Source organism: Neorhizobium sp. P12A, from assembly GCF_008365395.1.
Lineage (GTDB): Bacteria > Pseudomonadota > Alphaproteobacteria > Rhizobiales > Rhizobiaceae > Rhizobium.
Genome location: NZ_QOVX01000007.1, coordinates 222,781 through 246,018, shown reverse-complemented (window position 1 = coordinate 246,018; position 23,238 = coordinate 222,781). Strand labels below are relative to the sequence as shown.

Annotated in this window: 24 protein-coding genes; 10 read left to right on the top strand and 14 right to left on the bottom strand. The window is 60.8% G+C overall.

Features of this window, described 5'->3' with window-relative positions:
* Positions 1-114: 114 nt before the first annotated feature.
* Positions 115-1,116: a LacI family DNA-binding transcriptional regulator gene (locus DTW90_RS21080; RefSeq protein WP_149340695.1), complete on the top strand. Its 1,002-nt coding sequence runs from the start codon at positions 115-117 to the stop codon at positions 1,114-1,116.
* A gap of 36 nt (positions 1,117-1,152) precedes the next feature.
* Here DTW90_RS21080 and DTW90_RS21075 read toward each other — a convergent pair whose 3' ends face one another.
* From DTW90_RS21075 to DTW90_RS21050, 6 genes are all read right to left on the bottom strand, one after another.
* A complete protein-coding gene (locus DTW90_RS21075) occupies positions 1,153-1,944 on the bottom strand; it encodes a transporter substrate-binding domain-containing protein (RefSeq protein WP_132523468.1) in 792 nt (263 codons plus the stop codon).
* A gap of 21 nt (positions 1,945-1,965) precedes the next feature.
* The gene (locus DTW90_RS21070) at positions 1,966-2,883 is read right to left on the bottom strand and encodes an isoaspartyl peptidase/L-asparaginase (RefSeq protein ID WP_132523469.1); all 918 of its coding nucleotides are present in this window, start codon (positions 2,881-2,883) and stop codon (positions 1,966-1,968) included.
* An 8-nt stretch (positions 2,884-2,891) separates the two neighbouring features.
* Positions 2,892-3,626 carry an amino acid ABC transporter ATP-binding protein gene (locus DTW90_RS21065; protein WP_132523470.1) on the bottom strand — a complete coding sequence of 245 codons (735 nt, stop codon included), beginning with the start codon at positions 3,624-3,626 and terminating at the stop codon, positions 2,892-2,894.
* Position 3,627: 1 nt separating this feature from the next.
* Positions 3,628-4,299 carry an amino acid ABC transporter permease gene (locus DTW90_RS21060; RefSeq protein WP_132523471.1) on the bottom strand — a complete coding sequence of 224 codons (672 nt, stop codon included), beginning with the start codon at positions 4,297-4,299 and terminating at the stop codon, positions 3,628-3,630.
* A complete protein-coding gene (locus DTW90_RS21055) occupies positions 4,299-4,970 on the bottom strand; it encodes an amino acid ABC transporter permease (RefSeq protein WP_149340694.1) in 672 nt (223 codons plus the stop codon). Before DTW90_RS21055 ends, DTW90_RS21060 begins: the two co-directional genes overlap by 1 nt.
* A gap of 240 nt (positions 4,971-5,210) precedes the next feature.
* Positions 5,211-6,008 (bottom strand): NAD(P)-dependent oxidoreductase, encoded by a 798-nt coding sequence (locus DTW90_RS21050; RefSeq protein ID WP_149340692.1) that lies wholly within the window; start codon positions 6,006-6,008, stop codon positions 5,211-5,213.
* Positions 6,009-6,172: 164 nt separating this feature from the next.
* Between DTW90_RS21050 and DTW90_RS21045 the strand changes: the two genes are divergently transcribed.
* From DTW90_RS21045 to DTW90_RS21015, 7 genes are all read left to right on the top strand, one after another.
* Positions 6,173-6,904 carry a FadR/GntR family transcriptional regulator gene (locus DTW90_RS21045; protein ID WP_149340690.1) on the top strand — a complete coding sequence of 244 codons (732 nt, stop codon included), beginning with the start codon at positions 6,173-6,175 and terminating at the stop codon, positions 6,902-6,904.
* 71 nt (positions 6,905-6,975) lie between these two features.
* On the top strand, positions 6,976-7,881 hold the full coding sequence (gene kdgD, locus DTW90_RS21040; RefSeq protein ID WP_149340689.1) for a 5-dehydro-4-deoxyglucarate dehydratase: 906 nt from the start codon (positions 6,976-6,978) through the stop codon (positions 7,879-7,881).
* A gap of 4 nt (positions 7,882-7,885) precedes the next feature.
* Positions 7,886-9,022 (top strand): mandelate racemase/muconate lactonizing enzyme family protein, encoded by a 1,137-nt coding sequence (locus tag DTW90_RS21035; protein WP_149340687.1) that lies wholly within the window; start codon positions 7,886-7,888, stop codon positions 9,020-9,022.
* Between the two features lies 1 nt (position 9,023).
* Positions 9,024-9,896 carry an amidohydrolase family protein gene (locus tag DTW90_RS21030; RefSeq protein ID WP_149340685.1) on the top strand — a complete coding sequence of 291 codons (873 nt, stop codon included), beginning with the start codon at positions 9,024-9,026 and terminating at the stop codon, positions 9,894-9,896.
* Positions 9,897-10,131: 235 nt separating this feature from the next.
* Positions 10,132-11,106 (top strand): TRAP transporter substrate-binding protein, encoded by a 975-nt coding sequence (locus tag DTW90_RS21025; protein WP_149340683.1) that lies wholly within the window; start codon positions 10,132-10,134, stop codon positions 11,104-11,106.
* Positions 11,107-11,178: 72 nt separating this feature from the next.
* Positions 11,179-11,757: a TRAP transporter small permease gene (locus tag DTW90_RS21020; RefSeq protein WP_132523479.1), complete on the top strand. Its 579-nt coding sequence runs from the start codon at positions 11,179-11,181 to the stop codon at positions 11,755-11,757.
* The gene (locus DTW90_RS21015; protein ID WP_149340681.1) at positions 11,748-13,028 is read left to right on the top strand and encodes a TRAP transporter large permease; all 1,281 of its coding nucleotides are present in this window, start codon (positions 11,748-11,750) and stop codon (positions 13,026-13,028) included. Before DTW90_RS21020 ends, DTW90_RS21015 begins: the two co-directional genes overlap by 10 nt.
* 81 nt (positions 13,029-13,109) lie before the next feature.
* Here the strand turns inward: DTW90_RS21015 and DTW90_RS21010 are convergent, their stop codons facing one another.
* Entirely contained in the window at positions 13,110-14,006 is an 897-nt protein-coding gene (locus DTW90_RS21010; protein ID WP_149340680.1) for a DMT family transporter, read from the bottom strand.
* 83 nt (positions 14,007-14,089) lie between these two features.
* On the opposite strand from DTW90_RS21010, the gene DTW90_RS21005 reads away from it, so the two are divergent.
* A complete protein-coding gene (locus tag DTW90_RS21005) occupies positions 14,090-15,019 on the top strand; it encodes a LysR family transcriptional regulator (RefSeq protein WP_149340678.1) in 930 nt (309 codons plus the stop codon).
* Positions 15,020-15,083: 64 nt separating this feature from the next.
* On the opposite strand, the gene DTW90_RS21000 is transcribed toward DTW90_RS21005, so the two are convergent.
* From DTW90_RS21000 to DTW90_RS20975, 6 genes are all read right to left on the bottom strand, one after another.
* Positions 15,084-15,785, bottom strand: coding sequence for an FCD domain-containing protein (locus DTW90_RS21000; RefSeq protein ID WP_149340676.1), 702 nt, complete (start codon positions 15,783-15,785; stop codon positions 15,084-15,086).
* 127 nt (positions 15,786-15,912) lie between these two features.
* Positions 15,913-17,646 (bottom strand): iron ABC transporter permease, encoded by a 1,734-nt coding sequence (locus tag DTW90_RS20995; protein ID WP_245512697.1) that lies wholly within the window; start codon positions 17,644-17,646, stop codon positions 15,913-15,915.
* 230 nt (positions 17,647-17,876) lie between these two features.
* The gene (locus DTW90_RS20990) at positions 17,877-18,923 is read right to left on the bottom strand and encodes an extracellular solute-binding protein (protein ID WP_149340674.1); all 1,047 of its coding nucleotides are present in this window, start codon (positions 18,921-18,923) and stop codon (positions 17,877-17,879) included.
* Between the two features lie 14 nt (positions 18,924-18,937).
* Positions 18,938-20,005, bottom strand: a complete 1,068-nt coding sequence (locus DTW90_RS20985; protein ID WP_149340672.1) for an ABC transporter ATP-binding protein — start codon at positions 20,003-20,005, stop codon at positions 18,938-18,940.
* A 136-nt stretch (positions 20,006-20,141) separates the two neighbouring features.
* The gene (locus DTW90_RS20980) at positions 20,142-20,681 is read right to left on the bottom strand and encodes a chromate transporter (protein ID WP_149340670.1); all 540 of its coding nucleotides are present in this window, start codon (positions 20,679-20,681) and stop codon (positions 20,142-20,144) included.
* Positions 20,668-21,279, bottom strand: a complete 612-nt coding sequence (locus DTW90_RS20975) for a chromate transporter (protein ID WP_188080002.1) — start codon at positions 21,277-21,279, stop codon at positions 20,668-20,670. Before DTW90_RS20975 ends, DTW90_RS20980 begins: the two co-directional genes overlap by 14 nt.
* Before the next feature lie 103 nt (positions 21,280-21,382).
* Here DTW90_RS20975 and DTW90_RS20970 point away from each other — a divergent pair, with 103 nt between their 5' ends.
* The gene (locus DTW90_RS20970) at positions 21,383-22,054 is read left to right on the top strand and encodes an FCD domain-containing protein (RefSeq protein WP_149340666.1); all 672 of its coding nucleotides are present in this window, start codon (positions 21,383-21,385) and stop codon (positions 22,052-22,054) included.
* Between the two features lie 92 nt (positions 22,055-22,146).
* Here the strand turns inward: DTW90_RS20970 and DTW90_RS20965 are convergent, their stop codons facing one another.
* Positions 22,147-23,220, bottom strand: a complete 1,074-nt coding sequence (locus DTW90_RS20965; protein ID WP_149340664.1) for a tartrate dehydrogenase — start codon at positions 23,218-23,220, stop codon at positions 22,147-22,149.
* Positions 23,221-23,238 lie beyond the last annotated feature (18 nt).

The following is a 23,238-nucleotide window of genomic DNA, read 5'->3' as shown; positions in this document are numbered from 1 at the left end:
GGATAGCGAGGCGCGAGTTGCTTTCCGCTGTTTCTCAATGGATGAATGCGTGTTTCCGGTGACGGAGATGCTGGCGCGTGTGTTATCACGCCATGACAGTTGGGAAAGCTTAGCATGAACGACAGACCAGGCCGCCAGTCCGCTCCGACGATTGCCGATGTTGCGCAGCTTGCGGGTGTCTCGCGCGCGGCCGCAAGCAGGGCGCTTTCGAACGAGCCGAGGCCGATTTCGGCCGAAAAGCGCGAGCGCGTGATCCAGGCCGCAGCCTCGCTCGGTTACAAGCCGAACCTGCTCGCGCAGAGCCTGACCACCAAGACGGTCAATCTGGTGGCTGTCGTCGTCAACCATATTCACGATCTTTCCGATCTCGATCTTTTCGACCGGCTGATCGACCAGATCCAGGCGATCGGCAAGCAGGTCGTCATCATCCGCATCGGCTCGGTCGGCCACGTCGAGGAATTTTTGCGCAACGGTGTCGCTTATCATGTCGACGCGGCACTGGTCTTTTCCGATTTCGCTGATGCGGCGACCGTGCGGCGCATGTTCCGCTCTGATCTCGTGGTCATGCTGAACGGACTGCACGACAACCTTTCGCCCGTCGTCATTCCCGACGAGGGCAGCGGCATTGCGGAAGCAGTTTCCGATGCAGCCGCCAAGGGCGTCAAGCGCGCCGGGCTTGTGACCGGCCGTGCATCCTCGCCCGTCGAGCAGGCACGCATAGCCTTTTACAAACGAGGCTTTGCCGAAAACCACATAGAGCTGGTGAGGACGGTCCAAGGCGATTATTCCTATGAGAGCGGTCATGCCGCCGCGGCTATCCTTACCGGCGATGACTGTCCGGAGGCGATCTTCTGCACGTCGGACGCGATGGCAATGGGTATTCTCGACGTATGCCGAGCGGATTTTCCCAAGAACAAGCCAAGCCGCTTCAGGCTTTACGGGTTTGACAATCTGTCGCTGACGGATTTCGACGCCTATCCGATTTCCTCCATCGGCTACGACAAGAATGTCTATGCGCGCCAGATGGTCGAATTCATCGCCAATCCCTGCGAATTCCACGCCGGCCAGCCGCCTGTCATCGTACCGACGCGCTTCTTTCCGCGATTGACGTCGTAGAGGGACAGGCCGCCCGAAAGCGGCCTGCCCCTCACATTACCACTGCGGGTTCAATGCCGGCGGGTTGGATTCCGGACCCCACCACTTCTTGTAATTTGCCTGATAGGCGCCCGACTGAATGTAGTCGGAGACGAACATGTCGAGCCAGCGGACGAACTCCGGGTCGCCCTTGGCGACGGCAATGCCGATCGGATCGTTGGAATAAAGACCCGGCAGGGTCACCAGCGACGGGTTTTTGGTGGCAAGGTAGTCGAGCAGCGAAGAGTCCTCGATTGCCGCATCGACACGCTTCTGCTGAAGCTGGAGAACGCCATCTGGCGCGAACTGATCGACATAGACCAGCTGCGCATCCGGCACGGCCGTCTTCAGGAAGGTTTCACCCGTCGTGCCGCGACCGACGACGACCTTCTTGCCGGCGAGATCCTTGAGATCCTTGATGCCGGCATCCTTCTGGACGATGACACGCAGGCCGGCGCGGTTATAGGGAATCGAGAAATCGACGACCTTGGCGCGCTCGAGCGTGGCCGAGGTATTGGCGATCGCCACGTCGATCTGGCCTGACACCAGCATGGAGATACGCGCATCGCCGGAAACGTCGGTGAATTCGACAGGCACGCCGATCTTCTCCGCCAGCCGCTTGGCGACGTCGACGTCATAGCCGACAGGATTGTTCTGATCGTCGCGGAAGCCGATCGGCTCTCCGCCAAGCGAAACACCGATACGGATCGTACCGCGGGAGCGAATATCGTCCAGCATGCCGGCAACGGACGGCAGTGCCGAACCGACAACGATTGCCAGCGCTGCCACAGCAGTGAGAATGCGTTTCATTGATTGATTTCCCTCTTTTGTTTATGCCGATTTCGCTGCCCGTAATTCAGGTTCGGGCATCGAGTCCTCCCAGAGCCAGTAGCGAATCTCGCCCTCGCATCTGAAATTCACCACCTCATGGTTTCCCTTTGCATCGACGGCGTGAATGACAACGCCTGCCAAGAAGCCGGAGGTCAGTTCGTTGAGCTCCTCGACCGCCAGCTTGACGGCGTCGGAAAGCGAATAGCCGAATTTGAGCGCGAGAACGACCGTCCGTGCCGTCGAGCAGCGCATGGTCATCTCGCCGGTATGGGTGCAGGCCGCCGCGCCGTAACGGCTATCGGCATAAAAGCCGGCGCCGGGAATGGGGCTGTCGCCGAGGCGACCAGGATATTTCCAGGCCCAGCCGGAGGTTGACGTGGCCGCATGAATGCCGCGCGCCGGGTCGGCCGAGAGGAAGACGGTCGTATCACGCACGCGCTCGGGATCGGTGATCGCCCGGCTGAGCGGCGCGAGCGGGATATCCGGGAACTTCGCTAGATCCTCCGGCGACAATTCCTTTTCGAGCCGCTCCCACCAGACGCGCTTGCTATCGGCAAACAACACGTCATCTTCGGCGAAACCGATTTCACTTGCAAACCGCCGTGCGCCATTTCCCGTCAGCATGACATGCGGCAGGCGCTTCATCACTTCGTGTGCAAGACGGGCAACGGGAAGCGTGTTCGGTACGGCGCCGACGGTGCCGACATCACGCGTGTTGCCGTCCATGACGGCCGCATCGAGCTCCATGTCGCCGATCATATTGGGCCAGCCGCCGTAGCCGACGCTGCGTACCTTCACTTCGCTTTCCACCTTGCTGATGCCGGCGACCATGGCGTCGAGGCTGATGGCGCCATCTCGCAGCATCTGCACCGTTGTCGGGAAACCGGGCCAGGCTTCTTTATTGGCCAAGAGCAGCATGAATACCTCTAATCTTTGCGCATTTTGGAAAGGAACTGGGCGATGCGCGAATTCGCCATGCCGCCTTCGGCGGAAAAGAAATCCTTGGTGGGCAGGTCGACGAGCAGCTTGCCCTTGTCGAGGAAGACGACGCGGTTGGAAATCTGCCTGGCAAATTCGACCTCATGTGTGACGAACAGCATCGTCGTCCCCTCAGCCGCCAGCTTGGCGAGGATCGTCAAGACCTCTGCCGTCATTTCCGGATCAAGCGCGCTCGTCACTTCGTCGAGCAGCAGATAGCGCGGCTGCATGGCCAGCGCCCGGCATATGCCGACGCGCTGCCGCTGACCGCCGGACAATTGCGCCGGATAGGCCTCGGCGCGGTCACCGAGGCCAACGGACTGTAAGAGCGCACGCGCCGCAGCTTCGGCCTCGGCCCGTGGCTTCTTGAGCACCTCGATCGGCGCCAGCGTGATGTTTCCAATCACTGTCATGTGCGGATAGAGATTGAAGAGCTGGAACACCGTGGCGGAGCGCTTGCGCGCTTCGGCCAGCTCATTCGGCTTGCTCACATCGAAATTGTCGACGGTGATGGCACCGCCATTCAGCTTCTCCAGCCCGTTGATACAGCGGATCAGCGTCGACTTGCCGGAACCCGAGGATCCGAGGATAGAGACCACTTCGCCGGGATTGATCGTCAGGTTAACTCCGTCAAGAACGGTAGCGGAGCCGAAGGATTTCCGGACATTTTCGACTTTCAGCATATCAGAGCCCTCTCCAGGCGGCATGCGCCCTGAGCCGGTTTTCAAATCGGGTGCCGAGCTTGGCAAGAAGCTTCGCGCAGACGTAGTAGAGCAGGCCAACGGCGGTCCACACGATGAAGGGTTTCAGCGTGCGCATGTTGAGGATGTTGCCGATCTTCGTCAGATCGACAACGCCGATGACAGATATCAGCGAGGTGACCTGCAACTGGTTGACCATGAGCGCCGTCAACGGCCCGATGGCAAAGGCCATAGCCTGCGGCGCTACGACATGGCGCAGCACCTGCCATCGGGTAAGGCCGAAGACACGTGCGGCCTCGATCTGGTCGCGGCCGATCGATTCGATAGCCGAGACCGCGATGACATAGACGAAGGCGGCAGTATTGGCCGAAAGCGTGATCGTAGCAGCCGTCGCCGGCGTGACGCGGATATGAAGAAGGCCGGGAAGCCCGAAAAAGACGAGAAAGAGCTGCACCAGCACCGGCGAATTCTTCAAAAGCTCGGTCAGGAAGCCGATGACCGCAGTCAATATCGGAATGCGATAGAAGCGGCAGACAGCGAAGATGGTGCCGATGAGAAGCCCGATCGCCGACGTGACAAGGAACAGACCTACGCTGACGCCAAGCCCCTGCAACAGCAGCCAGATATCATAAGGCGTGAAATCCGAGAAGCGCATCAGTCCACCGCCTCCATCATGTCGCGGTTGAGACGGCGGTGAAGCAGCGCAATGCCGAGCGAGACGAGATAGGTCAGCGCGGCGTAGGCGACCAGAAGCACGACATAAACCTCAAAGGGCCGATAGGTTTGCGAGACCACGATCTGCGCCGAGCCCGTCAACTCGTTCAGCGTAATGGTCGAGAGGATCGAGGAAGTCAGGATCATGTTGATCAGCACCGAGCCGAGCGGCCGGATCGACGTACGCAGCGCGATCGGCAGCACGATCTTCGTGAAGATGATCCGCCGCGAAAGACCGCTCACCTCGGCAGCTTCGATAATGCCTTGGTCGATTGCGAGAATACCGGCGCGAATGACATCCGAGGCATAGGCGCCACCGGCAATCGAAAGCGCGACCACCCCCGTTGTGAAGGCGTCGACATAGATCCCTATTTCGGGCAGGCCGTAATAGAAGAAGAACAGCTGGACGATGAACGGGACATTGCGAAAAATATCGACATAGACGAAGGCGGCGTTACGGACGGACTTCGAGGCTGATGTGCGGGCAATGGCGACAAGAGCGCCCATCACGACGCTGCCTATCAAAGCCAGCGCGCAGGCTTCCGCTGTCAGAAGCGCACCCTTGGCAAGGAAGCCAAGATGGGGCCAAAGAATCGAAAGGTCGAACCGCACGATCTCCTCCTCGATCCCGATTGAAACCGGTTTCACCGTGGCTGGCGTCAATGCTTATGTCAAGACATCGGGCGACAAATGCGGGTTGTTTTGAACGGGATTTCGACGATTCCGCGATCAGATGCAAAGCCTGAGGCGCAAGAGGCAGAGCCATCCAGAAAGACTTGCGGCGAGGGACCAAAATCCCGCGCCGCTGCAATCGATAGATGGAATCGGAAGCTACAGCCTCCTCTCCCTCGGTCAGTTTTCCGAAAAGATCGGATCCTGCGTGAACTGGCCGCCCTGATATTTGGCGATCGGCGCATCCGGATCCGGCCTCGGAACGGTGGCCTCAAGCTCGGCGCGGAAACGTTCCGCATTGTCCTTCGGACGCCAGCCGAGGAAGCTTGCTGCGGAATTATCCCACCAGCGGCTATTGTTGTCCGACACACCCCAGATAACAGGGCAGCCGAGCATCGGCGCGCGGAAGACGCAGCCGATCAGGTCGGTGAAATCGTCGTAGGACATCCAGGTGGAGAGCATGCGGTAGTTGGTCGGCTTTTCCATGCAGCTGCCGATCCGGACGATCGCCGTCTCCTGTTCGAATTTTTCGAAATACATTCTCGCAAGTGCTTCGCCGAAGCATTTCGACACGCCGTAAAGCCCGTCCGGCTTCATCGGATCGGTCACGTCGAGATGCTCGTCCTGTCGATAGAAACCGACTGTGTGGTTGGAGCTTGCAAAGAGAATGCGCGGCTTTCCATGGGCGCGTGCCGCCTCATAGAGATTGTAGAGCCCAAGAAGATTGGCGTTGAGAATCTTGGAAAACTTGTCCTCGACGGAGATGCCGCCGAGATGCAGGATCGCATCGCAACCCTCGACGAGCCGATGAACAGCCTCTGCATCGCCGAGATCGCAAGTGACGATCTCCTCATTCGGCGCAGCCTCTCCGAGATCGACGATGTCGGAAAGACGAAGCGTCTCGGCCATGGATGCAAGCCTTTTGCGCATAGCGCGGCCCAATCCCCCGCCTGCACCCGTGATCAGCAAACGTCGCACAATAATCCTCCTTCGAATATGCAATCTTGTTATCTAAACTCATCATACATGTTGATACGCTTCCGTCAACAAACTGACGATGCACAGGTTTATGAGATCAACTTGACATATGAGTTCCCTCAGTGTTTTCCTTCTCAGCCACATTGGGTTTGGGAGAAGCAAGGGTGGCCATCCAGGCAAAGCCGCAGACGGAATCACGATCGAAGACGCTGGTTGCGCGGCTGAGCGATACCCTACGCCATGCCATCATCACGGGACAGTTCCCGCCGGGTGGAAAACTGCCGAGCGAATCGCAGCTGACGGAGACGCATGGCGTCAGCCGGACTGTCGTGCGCGAGGCGATCGCAGCACTCCGCGCCGACGGTCTGGTGGAAGCGCAACAGGGCGCCGGCGTCTTCGTTCTGGACCAACCGGCCCAGCCTCTCCTACAACCCGATCTGGCCAGAGTCTCTTCGATCATCGAATTGCTGGAGCTGCGAACCGCCGTTGAAGTCGAGGCAGCAGGGCTTGCAGCGCTTCGGCGCTCACCGGCGCAGGAGGAAACGATCTTCGAGCGCCACCACGCGCTGCGCCAATGTCTTGAGGCCGGCGCACCGACGAGCGAGGCGGATTTCGCGCTCCATCTCGCCATCGCCGAGGCGACGAACAACCCGCGCTTCCGGGAGTTTCTGGCCATGATCGGCCCGCGTGTCATCCCGCGCGCCGCTGTCCGCGACGGTGACACCGAAGCCGACCAGATCAACTATATCCGACTCATCGATGCGGAGCACCACGAGATCGTCGTTGCCATCTCGGACGGCGACGAAGAGGCGGCTCGCAACGCGATGCGGCGGCACTTGCGCGGCAGCCAGGAGAGATATCGCGCCCTGCTTCGCGAGCAGCGGAAACCTGTATGATAAGTTGTTGACAGGCATTTCGCGTGCCTATATGACAAATCCTGCCTGAGGAGGCAGAAGAGGAAAGCCAGATGACCCCGCAAGAAATCAAGGAAGCGCTCGGCGCAGGCCTTTTGTCGTTCCCCGTGACGCATTTTGACGACGAAGGAAAGTTTCGTCAGGACACCTACCAGCGCCACATCGAATGGCTTGCCGGCTATGATGCTCCCGTCCTGTTCGCCGCCGGCGGCACGGGCGAATTCTTCTCACTGTCTCCCGACGAAATCCCCGGCATCGTCAAGTCGGCCAAGGAAGCCGCCGGCAAGACGGCGATCGTTTCCGGCTGCGGTTTCGGCACCCATGTCGGCGTCGAGCTTGCCCGCAATGTCGAAAATGCAGGCGCCGATGGCATCCTGCTTCTGCCGCATTATCTGATCGATGCACCGCAGGAAGGGCTTTACGCTCATGTGAAGCGCATCTGCCAGTCGGTCGGCATCGGCGTCATGGTCTACAACCGCGACAATTCGGTGCTGGCGGTCGATACGCTGAAGCGCCTTTGCGACGAATGCCCGAACCTCGTCGGCTTCAAGGACGGCACGGGCGATATCGGCCTCGTGCGCCAGATCACGGCGACCATGGGTGACCGCCTGACCTATCTCGGCGGCATGCCGACGGCCGAGCTCTATGCCGAAGCCTATCTCGGCGCCGGCTTTACCACCTATTCTTCGGCCGTTTTCAACTTCGTGCCGGCGCTGGCCGTCGAATTCTACAAGGCGTTGCGCGCTGGGGAACGTGCCCGCTGCGAGGAAATCCTGAAGGACTTCTTCTATCCCTTCATGGCGATCCGCGCCCGCCGCAAGGGCTATGCGGTTGCCGCTATCAAGGCCGGCGTCCGCCTGCAGGGTTTTGCCGCCGGCAAGGTTCGTCCGCCGCTCGACGACCTGACGGCGGAAGAAGACGCCATGCTCGACAAGCTGATCGCGCCCTGGAAGCGCTAAGACCATGAAGATATCAGCCGTCCGCACCCATCTCCTCGATTACCGGCTGCCGACGCCGTTCGAAAGCGCTTCCATGCGCTTCGACCGCCGCTCGCACATCCTGGTGGAGATCGTCTGCGACGACGGCACGACGGGCTGGGGCGAATGCCTCGGTCCGGCGCGGCCCAATGCGGCCGTGGTCGAAGCCTATGCTTCCAGGCTGATCGGCGCCGACCCACTCGAAACCGAGAAGATCTGGGCCACGCTCTACAATGCGCTGCGCGATCAGGGCCAGCGCGGCCTGACGATCACGGCGCTTTCGGGCATCGACATCGCGCTCTGGGACATCAAGGGCAAGCATTTCGGCGTGCCGGTCTCGACCCTCCTCGGCGGTCGTTTTCGCGAGAGCGTCCGTGCCTATGCGACGGGCAGCTTCAAACGCGACGGCGTCGACCGCGTCGAGGACAACGCTGCCGAGACCAAGCGCCATGCCGAAGCCGGCTTCCACGCGGTCAAGATCAAGATCGGCTTCAATGTCGAAGAGGATTTTCGTGTCATCCGTGCCGTGCGCGACGCGATCGGTTCCGATGTCAGGCTGATGATCGACGCCAACCATGGCTATGACGCGATGGAGGCGGTCGAACTCGGCCGCCGGGCCGCTGAATACGGCATCGACTGGTACGAAGAGCCTGTCGTGCCCGAGCAACTCGGCGCCTATCGCCAGGTTCGCGCCAACCAGCCGATCCCGGTTGCCGGCGGCGAGACCTGGCACACGCGCTGGGGTATGCGCGAGCCGATAGAGACCCGCGCCATCGATATCGTCCAGCCGGATCTGGCCGGCGTTGGCGGCTTTACCGAGGCCAAGCGAGTCGCGGATCTTGCCGCACTTCATGGCATTCGCGTCGTGCCGCACGTCTGGGGCACGGCCGTTCACATCGCCGCCGCCCTTCAATTCATGGCGGCCATGATCCCGAACCCGGTTCGGGTCAATCCGATCGAGCCCATTCTCGAATTTGACCGGACCGACAATCCCTTCCGTCAGGCGATCGTCAAGACGCCGATCGAGCACGTCGGCGGCGTGGTTGCCATCCCTGATGGCCCGGGTCTCGGCATCGAGATCAATCGCGATGCGCTCACCGAATTCCGTATGAAGGACGCCTGAGATGCTCGTTCGTCCCCTCACAGGCCGACTGCCTCGTCTTCCTCTACCCAGGGGTGCTGTAGATACGCAGATACACATATATCTGCCCGGTTATCCCGCCCAGCCGGGCGGTCCCGGCCTTCCCGTCGGATCGCTGCCCACCCCCGAGCAATACCGTCAGTTCATGACCTGGCTCGGCATCGATCGCGTGATCGTCACGCAGGGCAATGCGCATCAGCGTGACAACGGCAATCTCATCGCCTGCCTCGCCGAAATGGGATCGGTCGCCAAGGGCGTCGCCGTCATCGACGAAACCACAGCGGACGCCGAACTCGATGCATTGGCCGCAGCCGGCGTGGTCGGCGCGCGGATCATGGATCTCCCGGGCGGAGCCGTCGGTCTCAGCGCGCTGGAAGCCGTCGATGCGCGGGCCAGTGCTCGCAACTGGATGGTCGCCGTGCAATTCGACGGCAGCAACATTCTCGACCACGAAGCGCGGCTTTCGAACATGCAGTCGCGCTGGGTCTTCGATCATCACGGCAAGTTCTTTTCCGGCGTGACACCCAACAGCCCGCAGATCGATGCGCTGAAGCGGCTCATCGACAAGGGCCGCTGCTGGTTCAAATTCGCCGGCTGCTACGAGTCGTCCAAGTCGGGTGGGCCTGACTATGAGGATATCGCAGCCGTGGCGCGCGAACTTGCCGCCTATGCGCCCGAGCGGATCGTCTGGGGCACGAACTGGCCGCACAATCTTGCCAAGCAACAGGCCGACTATCCTGACGATGCCGACCTGACCGACACCGTACTCGGCTGGCTACCGGACGAGCATGCAAGGAAGCTGGCGCTGGTCGACAATTCGGAAGCGCTTTTTGGTCTGACGGCTTACCAGGAATAACAACATCTTACCGGAACGAGGGGGTTCCGGTGCCCAAGGGAGGAAGACATCATGACAATAGACCGCGTGGCGGGGGTCCCGCCGAACCTGATTTCAAGGGTTCGGGCGGCTGATCGCAACTAGCCGCGCCGATCCTATCCTTTCGATCATCATTGCAGCATTCCAACCGGCCGCCTGCCTCGCAGGGCGCGGAGGGGTCGGGTCATGTCTTTTCATAGGGAAAGGGGAACCATCCATGTTTCGCAATACACTCCTGAGCACCGCGTTTGCCGGCCTTCTGGCCCTCGGCGCATTCACCGCCGCAGAAGCACGTCCGCTGCGTTCGGCCGACGTTCAGCCGCCGGATTATCCGACCGTCAAGGCCGTGCAGTATCTGAGCGATGAGCTTGGCAAGGCGACCAACGGCAAGTACACCATCAAGGTATTCCCGAATTCGGAACTCGGCTCCGAGAAGGACACGATCGAGCAGGTAAAGCTCGGCGCGCTCGATTTTATCCGCGTCAACGCCGGCACGCTGAACACCATCTGCCCGGCCATGATGGTTCCGGTCCTGCCTTTCATGTTCCATGACCAGGCACAGATGCGTACCGTTCTCGACGGCCCGATCGGCGACCAGATCCTCGGCGATTGCGATGCGCACGGCCTCGTCGGCCTCGCCTTCTACGACAGCGGTTCGCGCTCCTTCTACACGACCAAGCCGGTTCGCAAGCTCGAAGACCTGAAGGGCATGAAGATCCGTGTGCAGCAGTCGGACGTCTGGGTCGCCATGATGAAGGCACTCGGCGCCAACGCTACGCCGATGGCAACGGGCGAAGTCTTCACCGGCCTCAAGACCGGCCTGATCGACGGCGCAGAAAACAACTGGTCCAGCTTCTATAACTTCCACCACTTCGAGATCGCCAAGTATTACGAGCTCAGCGAACACTCCATGTCTCCTGACGTGCTGCTGATGTCGAAGCATCTCTACGACAGCATGTCGCCGGACGAGCAGCAGCTGATCCGCAAGCTCGCCAAGCAGTCCGTCACCTACATGCGCCAGCAGTGGGACGCGATGGAAGCGACCTCGAAGGCGAAGGTCACGGCAGCCGGCGTCGAAGTCATCACGCTCGACAAGGCACCCTTCGAGCAGGCGATGAAGCCGATCTACGACCAGTTCGTCACCGACCCCAAGCTGCAGGACATGATCAAGCAGATCAAGGCCACGAAGTAATCCTGCCCGCCGGGGTCGCACACAAGCGGCCCCGGCTTTTCCTCTTCTCTCAGTCTATTCGAGGAGAAAGCCATGGTCGCGCATGCGCATGTCACGCCCGATGGGGCCAGCATTGAATCCGGCGAGATCCGTACGACCGTCAATACAACAGGCGCCCTCGGTGTCTATTTCGCCATTCACGCGTGGCTTTCCAAGATCTGCCTCATGGTCGCGGTGGCAGGCACGCTGCTGATCGTCGCTGCGGTGCTCTACCAGATCTTCGGACGTTACATTCTCAATGACTCGCCGGCCTGGACCGAAATCTTCGCGCTGGTGCTGATGCTCTACGTGACCTGCTTTGCCGCCGCCGTCGGCGTGCGCGACGGTCGCCACATCGGCATGGACTCGCTGCTGAAGCTGGCGCCGCCCTTCTTTCATCTCTGCGCCGAGATCATCGTTTATCTGGGCATGATCGCCTTCGGCCTCGCCATGGCCTGGAGCGGCGGTGAGCTTGCCATGGAAATGGCCGCCTACATCAATCCCGGCCTGCCGATCTCGCAGGCCTGGAGCTACGTGCCGCTGGTCGTCGGCGGCCTGCTGATCGCCCTCTTCGCAGTCGAGCGGATCGTTGCTGCCGTCCTGCATATCAAGGTTATCCCGTCATGGCATTGATCCTTCTCTGCGTTACCTTCATCGTCGGGCTGCTGCTCGGCATGCCGGTCATTTTCGCGATCGGGCTGTCGTCCATTGCGACCGTGCTTTACGAAGGCCTGCCGCTCGCCGTCGTCTTCCAGCGCATGGCATCAGGCATGAGCACCTTCTCGTTCCTGACCATTCCGTTCTTCATCTTCACCGGCGAACTGATGATGTATGGCGGCATTGCTGACCGCCTCATCCGCTGCTCGAAGGCGATGGTCGGCCATGTGCGGGGCGGTCTCGGAATGACCAACGTCGTCGCCTGCACCATGTTCGGCGGTGTCTCCGGCTCGCCGGTCGCCGACGTCTCGGCCATGGGCTCAGCGCTGATCCCGCTGATGAAGCGCGAGGGCATCGATTCCGACTACGCCGTCAACGTCACCACCTATTCGTCGCTCGTCGGCGCGCTGATGCCGACCAGCCATAACATGATCATCTATTCGCTGGCCGCCGGCGGCGTCGTATCGATGAACGCGCTGATCATGGCCGGCGCCGTACCTGCGGTCATCCTCACCATCGCCAACGTACTGACCGCTTATTTCGTCGCCCGCTCACGCGGCTATGCCCGCGGCGAGTTTCCGGGCTGGGAAGAGGTCTTCCGCAGCCTTGCCTCGGCAGTGCCGGGCCTGTTCATCATCGTGATCATCGTCGGCGGCATTCTCTCCGGCGTGTTCACGGCCGCCGAAGCCGGTGCAGTCGCGGTTCTCTACGCGCTGCTGCTGACGATCTTTGTCTATCGCAGCCTGTCGCTCGACAATTTCCTGAAGGCGGTCGCAAAGGCCACGAAGACGACGGGTGTCGTCCTGCTGCTGATCGGCATTTCGACGATGTTCGGCTATCTGATGAGCATCTATGGCGTTGCCGACATGGTGGGCGATGCGCTGAGCGATATTTCCAGCCAGCCCTGGGTGATCTTCATCCTGGTCAATATCGCGCTCTTCATCTTCGGCATCTTCTTGGACATGGCGGCACACATCCTGGTCTGCACGCCGATCTTCCTGCCGATCGTCACGCATTACGGCATGGACCCGGTCCAGTTCGGCATCATCGTACTCTTGAACTCCACCATCGGTCTCAACACGCCGCCGGTCGGCGCTGCCTTCTATCTCGGCTGCGCAATCGGCGAAGTGCCGGTCAGCAAGGTCGTCCGCTCGATCTGGCCCTTCATGGTGGCGCTCTGGACGACGCTGATGATCGTGACCCTCATCCCTGGCGTGTCGATGTTCGTCCAGAACCTGTTCCACTGAGATGTGACGCCTAATGACAAGAAGCCGCCCAACAAGGGCGGCTTCTTGCTTTTGTAAGAGCCTGAACTCGCTACGGTGTGCTTACCTGCGTCGCATCACATTGACGATGACGACACCGAGGATCGCCATGGCCCCACCGATCGCTCCAACCAGCGAAGGGGCTTCGCCCAGCCATAGGAAACCGACCAACGTCGCCGTCGGCGGTACACCATAGAGGAAGTTGGTGGCACGCGCGGCCGACAGGCGCTTCAAGGCGATCGCCCAGGTCACATAGCCGATCGCTGTCGGGAAGATCACCAGATAGGCGACGCTCCAGTTCACGATCGCCGGCGCTGCAATGAGCGCCTTGACGGTCGTGGGAACCGCGGGGAAAAGCGGAACCGAACCGATCAGCAGAACCCAGGCGGTGACGGTCAGCGCCGGCATGCGGCCAAGAACCGGCTTCTGAAGCACGCTTGCGACCGCGGAACAAAGGGCAGCGCCGAGGATCAGGACGGCATTGGGATCAAGCCCGAACCCGCCATCCGCACCAACTGCAATCAGGGCAACGCCGCCGAAGGACACGGCTGTGCCGAACCATCCCCAGTGGCCGAAGCGCTCTCCAAGGACAAAAGTCGCGATCAACGCGGTGAAAACAGGCATCGTATTGATGATGAAGCTCGCAGGCCCCGCCGGCACGGTTTGCTCCCCGGTATTGAGGAGAACGGCGTAAGCCGCGATGAACAGAATCGCGGCGACCGAGATGCGCAGAAAATCCTGCCTGCTCGGCGCAATCCATCGGAACGCCAGATAGCCAAAGGCAATGAGACCGGCCGTTACATAACGCGCGGTCGCAAGTTCAACCGGCGTCAAAGGCCCGAGGCAGACACGGATGACGACAAATGACGAGGCCCAGAAGACGATCGTCACGACGATTGCCAAAAAGGCCACGACGTCAAATCTGCTTTTTGCCCCGGTATCACCGGTTATTGCGGTCATGCTCTCCTCCCACCCGTTTCGAAAGCTGAATAGGCGTTCGGCTACGGCTTGAAAAGCACCGCAATCAGTGATCTGATGTGCCTATGGTTCACAGCTCGCAAAGCCTGCCGCCACTCGATACGCTCGAGACCTTCGCCCGCGCAGCACGCCTCGGTTCCTTTTCCGCGGCGGCGGAGGAAGGCGGCATCACCCATGGCGCGGTCTCCCGGCAGATATCCCGGCTGGAGCGTTGGCTGGGTTTGCGGCTCTTTGCGCGACAGGCCCGAGGCGTCAGCCTTACCCCGGAGGGCATCCGCTTTTTCGCCCGTACACAAGAGGCGCTTGCCCTTCTCGGCGACACGGATGAGCGCTGGATCCCCCGGCGGCACAAGACGACGGTTCGTCTCTCGCTGATACCGTCCGTGGCTTCCCTCTGGCTCTTCTCGCGACTGCCTGATCTCGAAGGCGACGACATTCATCTCGATCTCCTGCTCGAACACCGGCTGGCGGAGTTCAGCGAGGGAACGGACCTTGCGATCCGTTGCGGAAAGGGACCCTGGGCCGGCGTGCGCGCAGTGGCCCTGTGGCACGAGAAATCGTTTCCGGTTGCGGCTCCCTCGATAGCGAAGCGGCTCGGGCAGAGCTGCGATGCACGATCGCTGCTGACGATACCGATCCTGCACGATTCAAATATCGAGGGCTGGCGCCGCTGGCTTGCGGCCGAGGATGTCGAGTATCTGCCTCGCGGCCAGGATCGCCGCTTCGAGGACTACAATCTCGTTATCGATGCCTGTATCCAGGGCGTCGGCATTGCCTTGGCGCGGCCTCCGCTTTCGGATGCAGCGCTTGCGTCCGGCCGCCTGGTCCCGGTTTCTGACCGGACCCTGGACTACCACGTGGCATTTCACCTTGTCCGGCCTGACGGTGCCCTGAGCGGGCCGGCGATGGAACTTGCACGGCGGCTCCTCGTGGAAGCAGGGCATGACGAGACGGCAATCGCTGCCTTTACGGCGCCGGCCAGGGCAAGAGCGTAGGTTTTCGAAGGCTCAGGATGCCAAAGAAGGTTGGAGTGTTCCGACCAGTCGCCGATGACTGCGCTTAGGCGGGATGACGTGCCCAGGCTGCCCGGCGCGTGCGAACCGTGCCGTTGGCGATATGCGCATAGCCCGCCGCAAAGGCGCGCTGTTCGTCATGCGCTTTGACGGCGTCGAGGATCTCTCGATGCTCGGCATTGGAAGTGTTGAGGACATCGCCGCTGGCGAGCGCCCTGTAGCGCTGGATGTGCAGCTCGCGCGCAAGCCCGAGATACATTTGCGCCAGGCGCCGGTTGCCGCAAAGCGTCGTCAGCTCCGAGTGGAAGGCGAGATTGACCGGATAATAGTCGCTGACCTCCCCCATCTCCGCGATCTGATCCATGCGGTCGACGAGGCCGGCAAGCGTTGCAATACCACCCTCGCCGGCATTCTTTGCCACGCCCATGACGATGCAGGCAAAGAGATAGGCCCGCGCTTCGGAGACTTCGCGGGCCTCCTCGTCGCTGAGTTCCCTGACGAAGAAGCCCCGGTTCGGGATGACCTGAATGAGGCCTAGCGCGGCCAGCGCGCTGCAGGCCTCGCGGATGGGGCCGCGGCTGACCTTCAGGCGTTGCGCAAGGGCGTTCTCATTGATCCGCTCGTTCGGGGTGAACTCGCCTTCCACGATCATCCGCTCGATCTCCGTCTGGACTGCGTTCGCCAGGGAACGCGTCCTGAGGAAGTCGATAGGCGAAAGCCCGGGTGTCTTTTCGGTGCCGTTCGTCATGAGCCGTAGATCCGTCGTGAAGTTTATCGCGCGGCTTAACCCAACTTCCCTATATCCGGCAAGCCGGCAACGCCTTGGGCCATTCCGCAATCAAAGGTTATATTCCTCCGTCCAACGCCTTGCTGCCTCAAACACCGCTGTTCTTCGGTCCGGAGCCGCCAAGGACCGGGATCTTGTTGGCGATGAAGACAACGCCGAAGGAAACGATCAGAAGCAGGATGCCGAGAACCGAGATCGCGCCGTAGTCACCACTTTCGTTCAGGTCGTAGATGATGACCGAGACGAGCTTGGTCGGAGCCGTGGTCAGAAGGATCGTCGCCGACAGTTCGCGAATGGTGCCGATGAAGACGAAGCACCAGGCCGCGATGATGCTGGTTCGCAGGAGCGGCGCCGTGATCTGCCACAGGCTGCGCAAGCGTGTCGCGCCGAGGATGCGGCTTGCCTCCTCCAATTCAGGATGCACGCCGTGGAACGATGCGGAAAGCTGCTGATAGCCTGCCGGCAGTTCCAGCGTCAGGAAGGCGATCAGCAAAATCCACAAGGTTCCGTAGAGATGGAAAGTCGTATTGGCGTAAGCAAGGAACAATCCGACACCGAGCACGATCCCCGGCACGGCGATCGGGGCCATGGCAAGCACTCCGAGCCACGAGGAATATCTCACCGCCCGGCGTGCCACCAGATATGCCACGACAAGCGCGATACCAGTGCCGATCGTTGCCGTCAAAATCCCGACGATAAAGGTGTTCCAGATCGCGAGCCTCGTGCTCGATAGCTCGAACAGCACGAACTCGAAATTATGAAAGGTCAGCGAGCTCCAGGAGAGCGGCTCGGAAATATTATGCGTCAGCGCGACCTTCAGCAGAGCCAGGTAGGGGAAAATGATGGTCACGCAGAGGATCACCAGCACGAACAGTCCGGCCAGCCACTTCCACCCGCCCAGCTCGACTCGCCGCGGCACGCCGCTCTTGCCGCCGACGACAGTGTAGCCACGGCGGCCGAGCAGCCACTTCTGCAGCCAGAGCAGGAACATTGTCACGATCAACAGCGGCACGGCGCTGGCCGCGGCGAGATCAAGCCTCGGGGGGAATTGGAAATAGCTCCAGATCTTCGTCGTCAGAACATGGAAGCCAGCCGGCAACGCCAGGATGGCAGGAGAGCCGAACATGGTGAAGGCCTGGACGATTGCGATCAACGAGCCGGCGAGCATGGACGGCAGCACCATCGGCAGCGTCACGCGCCAGAGCGTCGTTCCCGGCTTGCCGCCGAGGATTGCGGACGCTTCCTCAAGATCGGACGGCACCTTGTCGAAGGCATTGGCGACAAGCGTGAATACGAAGGGAAAGGAATAGCAGGTGATCGTGAACACAAGACCGGTGAAGGTGTAGATGTTGAACAGCGCTTCCGACTGATCGAGGCCGAAGGCCCAGCGATAGATATTGTTGAGAATGCCGCTGTTGGGCGCGGCCAGCATTGCCCAGGCAATCGCCCCCAGGAAAGGCGGCGTCACGAAGGAAGCGGTGACGAGGCTGCGAATGAGCTTTTGTCCGGGCATATCGGTGCGCGCGACCAGCCACGCGAGCGGCGTTGCGACCAGGCAGGAAAAGAAGCCGACGCAGGCGGCCATCGCCACCGAAATCGAAAAAGCTTTGCGGATCGTCGGATCGGAAAAGAGCCGGATGAAATTTGCGAGGGTCGGCGATCCGCTCTTGGTGGTAAAAGCGTAATAGCCGAGCCAGAAAAGCGGCAAGATGACAAGCACGCACAGGACAAGCGCCAGAAAGATAAAGAGCGGCGTCGACAGATCGAACCTGACGAGGCGCTGCTTTTTAGAGGTCGCAGCAGAGAGTGCGAGGTTTGTCACCGTTTCACCTTTGGTGGTTTGCGCGTTCATCCGAGACATTGCTTGCCGATCCGAATTTTCGCGGAACATCATCGGCAGGGCCGATCGGTTCCGACACAGGGTCAGTGGCTGCTAGTGAGTACCAGGCACCGGGAAGTCGGGCGCAGTGTCGCAGGATGCGTTTCTTCCCGGGCCTGATCTCGATGGACCTTGGGGAAGGCGCCGCCTGAAGCAGACACCTCCCCCGGAGGTCACGTTCCGAAATACTGCTCGTATTTCTGCTTGATGTCCTCGACGGCATCGCGAACAGCCGAGGGATTGGACTCGATGATCTTGATCTGCGACAGCGGCGTGCGGGTCGACTTTTCCTTCACGTCGGGACGCACGGAGCGCAATCCGCCGATATCGTCGTTAAGCTGCTGTGCCTGCTGCGAGAACATGAACGAATAGAAGAGTTTCGCAGCGTTCGGGTGCGGAGCGTATTTGAGAATGGCCGCATTGCCGTAGGCGATGGAGGTGCCTTCCGGCGGATAGATTGCCTTGATCGGCACGCCCTTGTCCTGAAGAATGAAGACATTGTACTCGTTGCCGTCAGCTTCGATCGGGCGCTCGCCCTGGGCCAGCACCTTCGGCGGCTCGGTCGAGGACTGGACCTGCATCACGCTCTGCTGGCCAAGCTTCTGGAAATAGTCCCAGCCGAGCAGCTGGCTGAGCGCGTAGGTCGCCGTCATGACGTTGCCGCTATAGCCGGGATGCGACTTGACGAGCTTGCCCTTGTATTTGGGATCCAGCAGATCCTTCCAGGTCTTGGGCGCATCTTCCGCCTTCACCAGGTCCGTGCGATAGGCCATGACCGTGAGCGTTGCGCGGAAGGCAGCGTACATCCCGTCGGGATCGCGATCCTTTTCCGGCCAGAGCTTGGCAACATCTTCCGGAACGGCCGGCATCAGCCAATCCTGATCCTTGAAGACCAGGAAGTTCGACGCATCCGAGGTCTCGATGACGTCGGCATTGTGAATGCCGCTCGAATATTCCTGCCCGATGCGCTGATAGACGCGCTCGGAACCGGCGCGCTCGACCTGCACCTTCATGCCCGGATATTTCTTCTCGAACGCCTCGCCGAGCTTTTCGGCGACCTGAACGTCGGTTGAGGTGTAGTAGACGACCAGCCCCTCCTTCGTGGCCGCACTCACCAGATCCGGCGTCGCCTGGTATGGTTCGGGCACTGCCGCCCAGACGGCATGCCCCCATCCCAGTGACGCGATAACTGCAACAGCTGCAATCCTCATTCTCGTCATGTCATTCTCCTCCCTTAATGTACGAGCGCCCGACAACGATCAGGCGGGCAGTGAAGCCAGACTTGCTGGTTTTCCGGGATCGCGACGCTGACGGGCGCAATCGCGCGCACGGTCTCGCCGCTTGGCAGGCTGATCAGGTAGTCGCGGTGCGAGCCGAGATAGACCTGGCGCGCGACCTTGCCGGTCGCCCAGTTGTTGGGATCGCCAGCGGGCTTCTCAGCTGTCAGATGCATGTCGTGATGGCGTACCGAGACGGCCACCTCGTCGTTGCCTTCAAACTCGCCGCTGCCGCAATCGAGGATCAGGCCGCCACCGCAGTCGACGCTCCTGTCGCCGACGCGCTTACCCCTGAAGATGTTCGATCCGCCGATGAACTGGGCCACGAATTCGGACCGCGGCCGCTCGTAAATATCTTCCGGCGATCCGGCCTGCTCGATATTGCCCTGCTTCATCACGACGATGAGGTTGGCAGCAGTCATGGCTTCGGTCTGGTCATGCGTCACATAGACGGTCGTGTAGCGGAATTCGTCATGCAGCCGACGGATCTCGAAACGCATCTCTTCGCGCAGGTTCGCATCCAGATTGGAAAGCGGCTCATCGAGGAGAAGCGTTTCGGGTTCGACCACCAGCGCACGCGCCAGCGACACGCGCTGCTGCTGGCCGCCCGACAATTCGGATGGATAGCGGGCTGCGAGATTGGCAAGCTTGGTTGCCTGGAGAATGCGATTGGTGCGCGTCTCGATCTCGGCCTTGCCGAGCTTACGCAGTTTCAAGCCGTAAGCGACGTTTTCGGCGACGGTCATGTGCGGCCAGAGCGCATAGCTCTGGAAGATCATCGACATGTTGCGCGCTTCCGGCGGCTCGCTGCCTGACGCCGATGACATGACCCGGCCGCCGACCTTGATCTGTCCATCTGATGGCTTGATGAAACCTGCAACGAGGCGAAGCGTGGTTGTCTTGCCGCACCCCGAAGGGCCGAGCAGGCAAACGAGGGTTCCCTTTTCTATGGCAAGGTCGACGCCGTTGACCGCCGTCATGGCACCATAGCGCTTGGTAAGCTTATTTAGCTCCACAAAGGTCATCGTTCCTCCCGAACCTTTCTGCAGGCAGCGCGGCCTGACATAACTCATGGTCGATTGTTTTCAGAAAATTGTCAACAGTTAACTAAACGGTCACGTAAGAATGATTTAATCTATTGGGCAAGCCATCGCCGATGGATCACCCGGCAACTAGAGCAAGACCGCAAAACAACAGGGATCCCGCCCCCATCAGCGCCAGGGCTCCGAGCCGCAGCCTCTGCGCGGCAACCGCAATGGCTAGCGCGACAATCCAGGCGATCCAGCCACCCCTTGCATTGCTCAGCAGGAAATAGGCACTGGAGAGCACGAGTGCGGCGGCAAGCGGCGACAGCCCGTAAATCAGGGCGCGCTGCCAGATCGCGTTGGGCCTGCTGTGCCAGAAATGCGCGACGATCAGAATGAGCAGAGACGACGGCGCGAAGATGGCGATCGTTGCGACAATAGCGCCCGCCAGGCCATCAATCTTCCAGCCGATCAGCGTCACGATCAACGTGCCCGGGCCGGGCGCAACTCGTGAGATGGCAAAGATGTCCAGGAACCCCTGCTTGGTCAGCCAATGAGATTGGTCGACGACAACAGCCTGCAGTTCGCCCAGGATAGAGGCGCCGCCGCCGATCGCCAGCAGCGAAAGCGGCGCGAACGTCAGACAGAGCGCGACCAGCAGATTATCGTCCTTCACGCCAGGCCCTCAGGAAACCGATACCGATGCCAACAGGCGCCAGAACGCCGACAAGCGCGATTGCGGAGAAATGGAAGACAATGCCGCCGGCCAGGGCTGCTATGAAAAGCACGCCGGAAAACCAGTCGCGATAGGCATGGCGGGCGGCGCGATACCCCACCGACAGCGAGAGACCCGCAGCAGCCGTCGCAAGACCGGCAAGCAACGCGCCGATGACAGGATTGGCGCTCAGCCGTAAAAGCGACCCGCCGATAAGTACAATGATGACGGCCGGCGGCACGACCACGGCGGTCAGCGCGACAAGCGCCCCGGTGATCCCGCGCTGCTGGTAGCCCAGCCAAAGCGCCAGGTTGGCGATGTTGACGCCGGGCATCGCCTGACTGACCGCAAGACCGGAAAGGAACTCGTCTTCGCTCAGCCAGCGTCTGGCAACGACAAGCTCCGCATGCAGCATGCCATTGACGCCGTTGCCGATGCTTGTCACCCCGAGCTTGGTGAAGACGATGAGAAGGGTCCAAAGGCTGGGCGCTCCACCCTGCGGCGCATTATCTCTCGCCGTTCGCCCCGCTCCGTTCTCGATTTCAACCGAGATTTGCACAGAATCCGACTCCGTGGGAAAATGCGTCTCGCGCTCACCCGGCCCAGACTGGAACCGCGAGGGTTTGTTGACAGTTGCCAGTAAATGATGGATTGGCCTTTTCATGAACACTGAGCTCGAATTTTTAAAGAAACATTCGCTAAGCAGCCTGGTCCGCCGCGAGTTGGAAAAACTGATCCTCTCGGGTGAATTCGCGCCGGGTGAAAGGCTGAACGAGTATGCGCTTGCCGCACGCTTTTCCGTGAGCCGGGGTCCGGTTCGCGAGGCCTGCCGCGCACTTGCGGAAAAAGGCCTGCTCGACCTTATTCCCAATCGCGGCGTGTTCATGCGGACGATAGATGAAAGCAATGCGGCTGCTCTCTATGACGTCCGCGCGGGCATCTTTGCCTCCGCCGTCCGCCTGCTGGCGACCAAGATCACGCCCGAGCAACTGGCTGTGCTCGACGGGTTGCTGGAAGGCATGGACAAGGCGGCCGCCACGCAGTCGCTCGACGAATACTATCCGCTCAACCTGGAATTCCACGACTCCCTGATGCGTTTTGCCGGCAACAGCCGCCTGCACAGCCTTTACGGCGAGCTGATCCGGGAGCTGCATCTCTTTCGCGAACGAGCGCTGCTTCACGATGGCGGTCTTGCCGTATCGAATGCCGAGCACCGCCGGATTGTTGCAGCCCTGCGGGCGCGGGACCCGGCCGCCGCTACGGAGGAAGCATTCAATCACGTGCTGAGCGGCAAGGTGCGTATGGCTATACCGGATACGCAAGCGCCGAAATAACGGCGTCGTTGGCATTACAACCTCTCTCCTCCCCATAGGGACACGCAACTTTTGCCGGATTGGAACGGCTCAAATTGCGTGCCCCGTCGTCATTAGAGCGCGCTTGCGATAGCCGCTCCACATTCCTTCGTATTCGCCGAACCGCCGAGATCGCGTGTTCGCAGCGATGGGTCTGCCAGAACCTTCTCGATTGCCGCGACGATGGCAGCCGCCGCCTCGGGATGACCGAGATGGTCGAGCATCATCGCAGCCGACCAGATCTGGCCGACCGGATTGGCGATGCCCTTGCCGGCGATATCAGGGGCCGAGCCATGCACCGGCTCGAAGAGCGACGGGAACTTGCGTTCCGGATTGATGTTGGCGCTCGGCGCAATGCCGATTGTCCCGGTGCAGGCAGGGCCGAGATCGGACAGGATATCGCCGAACAGATTGGACGCGACGACGACGTCGAACCAATCCGGATGCAGCACGAACTGCGCCGTCAGAATGTCGATGTGATATTTGTCCCAGGTGACATCGGGATAGGATTTGGCCATCTCCACGACACGTTCGTCCCAATAGGGCATGCTGATCGAGATGCCGTTCGACTTTGTCGCCGAGGTCAGATGCTTGCGGTTTCGCGTCGCCGCCAGCTCGAACGCAAACTTGAGCACGCGATCGACGCCGATACGCGTCATCACGGTTTCCTGAACGACGACCTCCCGCTCCGTTCCCGGGAAGATGCGGCCGCCGATGGACGAATATTCGCCTTCGGTGTTTTCACGCACGACCCAGAAATCGATGTCGCCAGGCGCGCGACCCGCAAGCGGGCTCGGCACGCCCGGCATCAGCCGGACTGGCCGGAGGTTCACATACTGGTCGAACTCGCGCCGGAACTGCAGAAGAGAGCCCCATAGCGAAATATGGTCGGGAACAGTGTCCGGCCAGCCGACCGCGCCGAAAAAGATCGCGTCATGCGAGCCGATCTTTTCCTTCCAGTCGTCGGGCAGCATTTTGCCGTGGCTGAGATAGTACTCTTGGGAGGCGAAATCGAACCAGTCGAACTGCATCGCAATGTCAAAGCGCGCCGCTACCTTTTCCAGAACGCGCACGCCCTCGGGAACGACTTCCTTGCCGATCCCATCACCGGGGATGACTGCGATGCGAAAGCTGTTGGATTGTGACATCGATGCTTGTCCAATGAT

What these genes read in the sequence shown, in the direction of transcription:
- DTW90_RS21080 (WP_149340695.1), top strand. Translation starts at nt 115, where the DNA reads ATGAACGACAGACCAGGCCGCCAGTCCGCTCCGACGATTGCCGATGTT.
- DTW90_RS21075 (WP_132523468.1), bottom strand. Translation starts at nt 1,944, where the DNA reads ATGAAACGCATTCTCACTGCTGTGGCAGCGCTGGCAATCGTTGTCGGT.
- DTW90_RS21070 (WP_132523469.1), bottom strand. Translation starts at nt 2,883, where the DNA reads ATGCTGCTCTTGGCCAATAAAGAAGCCTGGCCCGGTTTCCCGACAACG.
- DTW90_RS21065 (WP_132523470.1), bottom strand. Translation starts at nt 3,626, where the DNA reads ATGCTGAAAGTCGAAAATGTCCGGAAATCCTTCGGCTCCGCTACCGTT.
- DTW90_RS21060 (WP_132523471.1), bottom strand. Translation starts at nt 4,299, where the DNA reads ATGCGCTTCTCGGATTTCACGCCTTATGATATCTGGCTGCTGTTGCAG.
- kdgD (WP_149340689.1), top strand. Translation starts at nt 6,976, where the DNA reads ATGACCCCGCAAGAAATCAAGGAAGCGCTCGGCGCAGGCCTTTTGTCG.
- DTW90_RS21035 (WP_149340687.1), top strand. Translation starts at nt 7,886, where the DNA reads ATGAAGATATCAGCCGTCCGCACCCATCTCCTCGATTACCGGCTGCCG.
- DTW90_RS21030 (WP_149340685.1), top strand. Translation starts at nt 9,024, where the DNA reads ATGCTCGTTCGTCCCCTCACAGGCCGACTGCCTCGTCTTCCTCTACCC.
- DTW90_RS21025 (WP_149340683.1), top strand. Translation starts at nt 10,132, where the DNA reads ATGTTTCGCAATACACTCCTGAGCACCGCGTTTGCCGGCCTTCTGGCC.
- DTW90_RS21020 (WP_132523479.1), top strand. Translation starts at nt 11,179, where the DNA reads ATGGTCGCGCATGCGCATGTCACGCCCGATGGGGCCAGCATTGAATCC.
- DTW90_RS21015 (WP_149340681.1), top strand. Translation starts at nt 11,748, where the DNA reads ATGGCATTGATCCTTCTCTGCGTTACCTTCATCGTCGGGCTGCTGCTC.
- DTW90_RS21010 (WP_149340680.1), bottom strand. Translation starts at nt 14,006, where the DNA reads ATGACCGCAATAACCGGTGATACCGGGGCAAAAAGCAGATTTGACGTC.
- DTW90_RS21005 (WP_149340678.1), top strand. Translation starts at nt 14,090, where the DNA reads ATGGTTCACAGCTCGCAAAGCCTGCCGCCACTCGATACGCTCGAGACC.
- DTW90_RS21000 (WP_149340676.1), bottom strand. Translation starts at nt 15,785, where the DNA reads ATGACGAACGGCACCGAAAAGACACCCGGGCTTTCGCCTATCGACTTC.
- DTW90_RS20990 (WP_149340674.1), bottom strand. Translation starts at nt 18,923, where the DNA reads ATGACGAGAATGAGGATTGCAGCTGTTGCAGTTATCGCGTCACTGGGA.
- DTW90_RS20985 (WP_149340672.1), bottom strand. Translation starts at nt 20,005, where the DNA reads ATGACCTTTGTGGAGCTAAATAAGCTTACCAAGCGCTATGGTGCCATG.
- DTW90_RS20970 (WP_149340666.1), top strand. Translation starts at nt 21,383, where the DNA reads ATGAACACTGAGCTCGAATTTTTAAAGAAACATTCGCTAAGCAGCCTG.
- DTW90_RS20965 (WP_149340664.1), bottom strand. Translation starts at nt 23,220, where the DNA reads ATGTCACAATCCAACAGCTTTCGCATCGCAGTCATCCCCGGTGATGGG.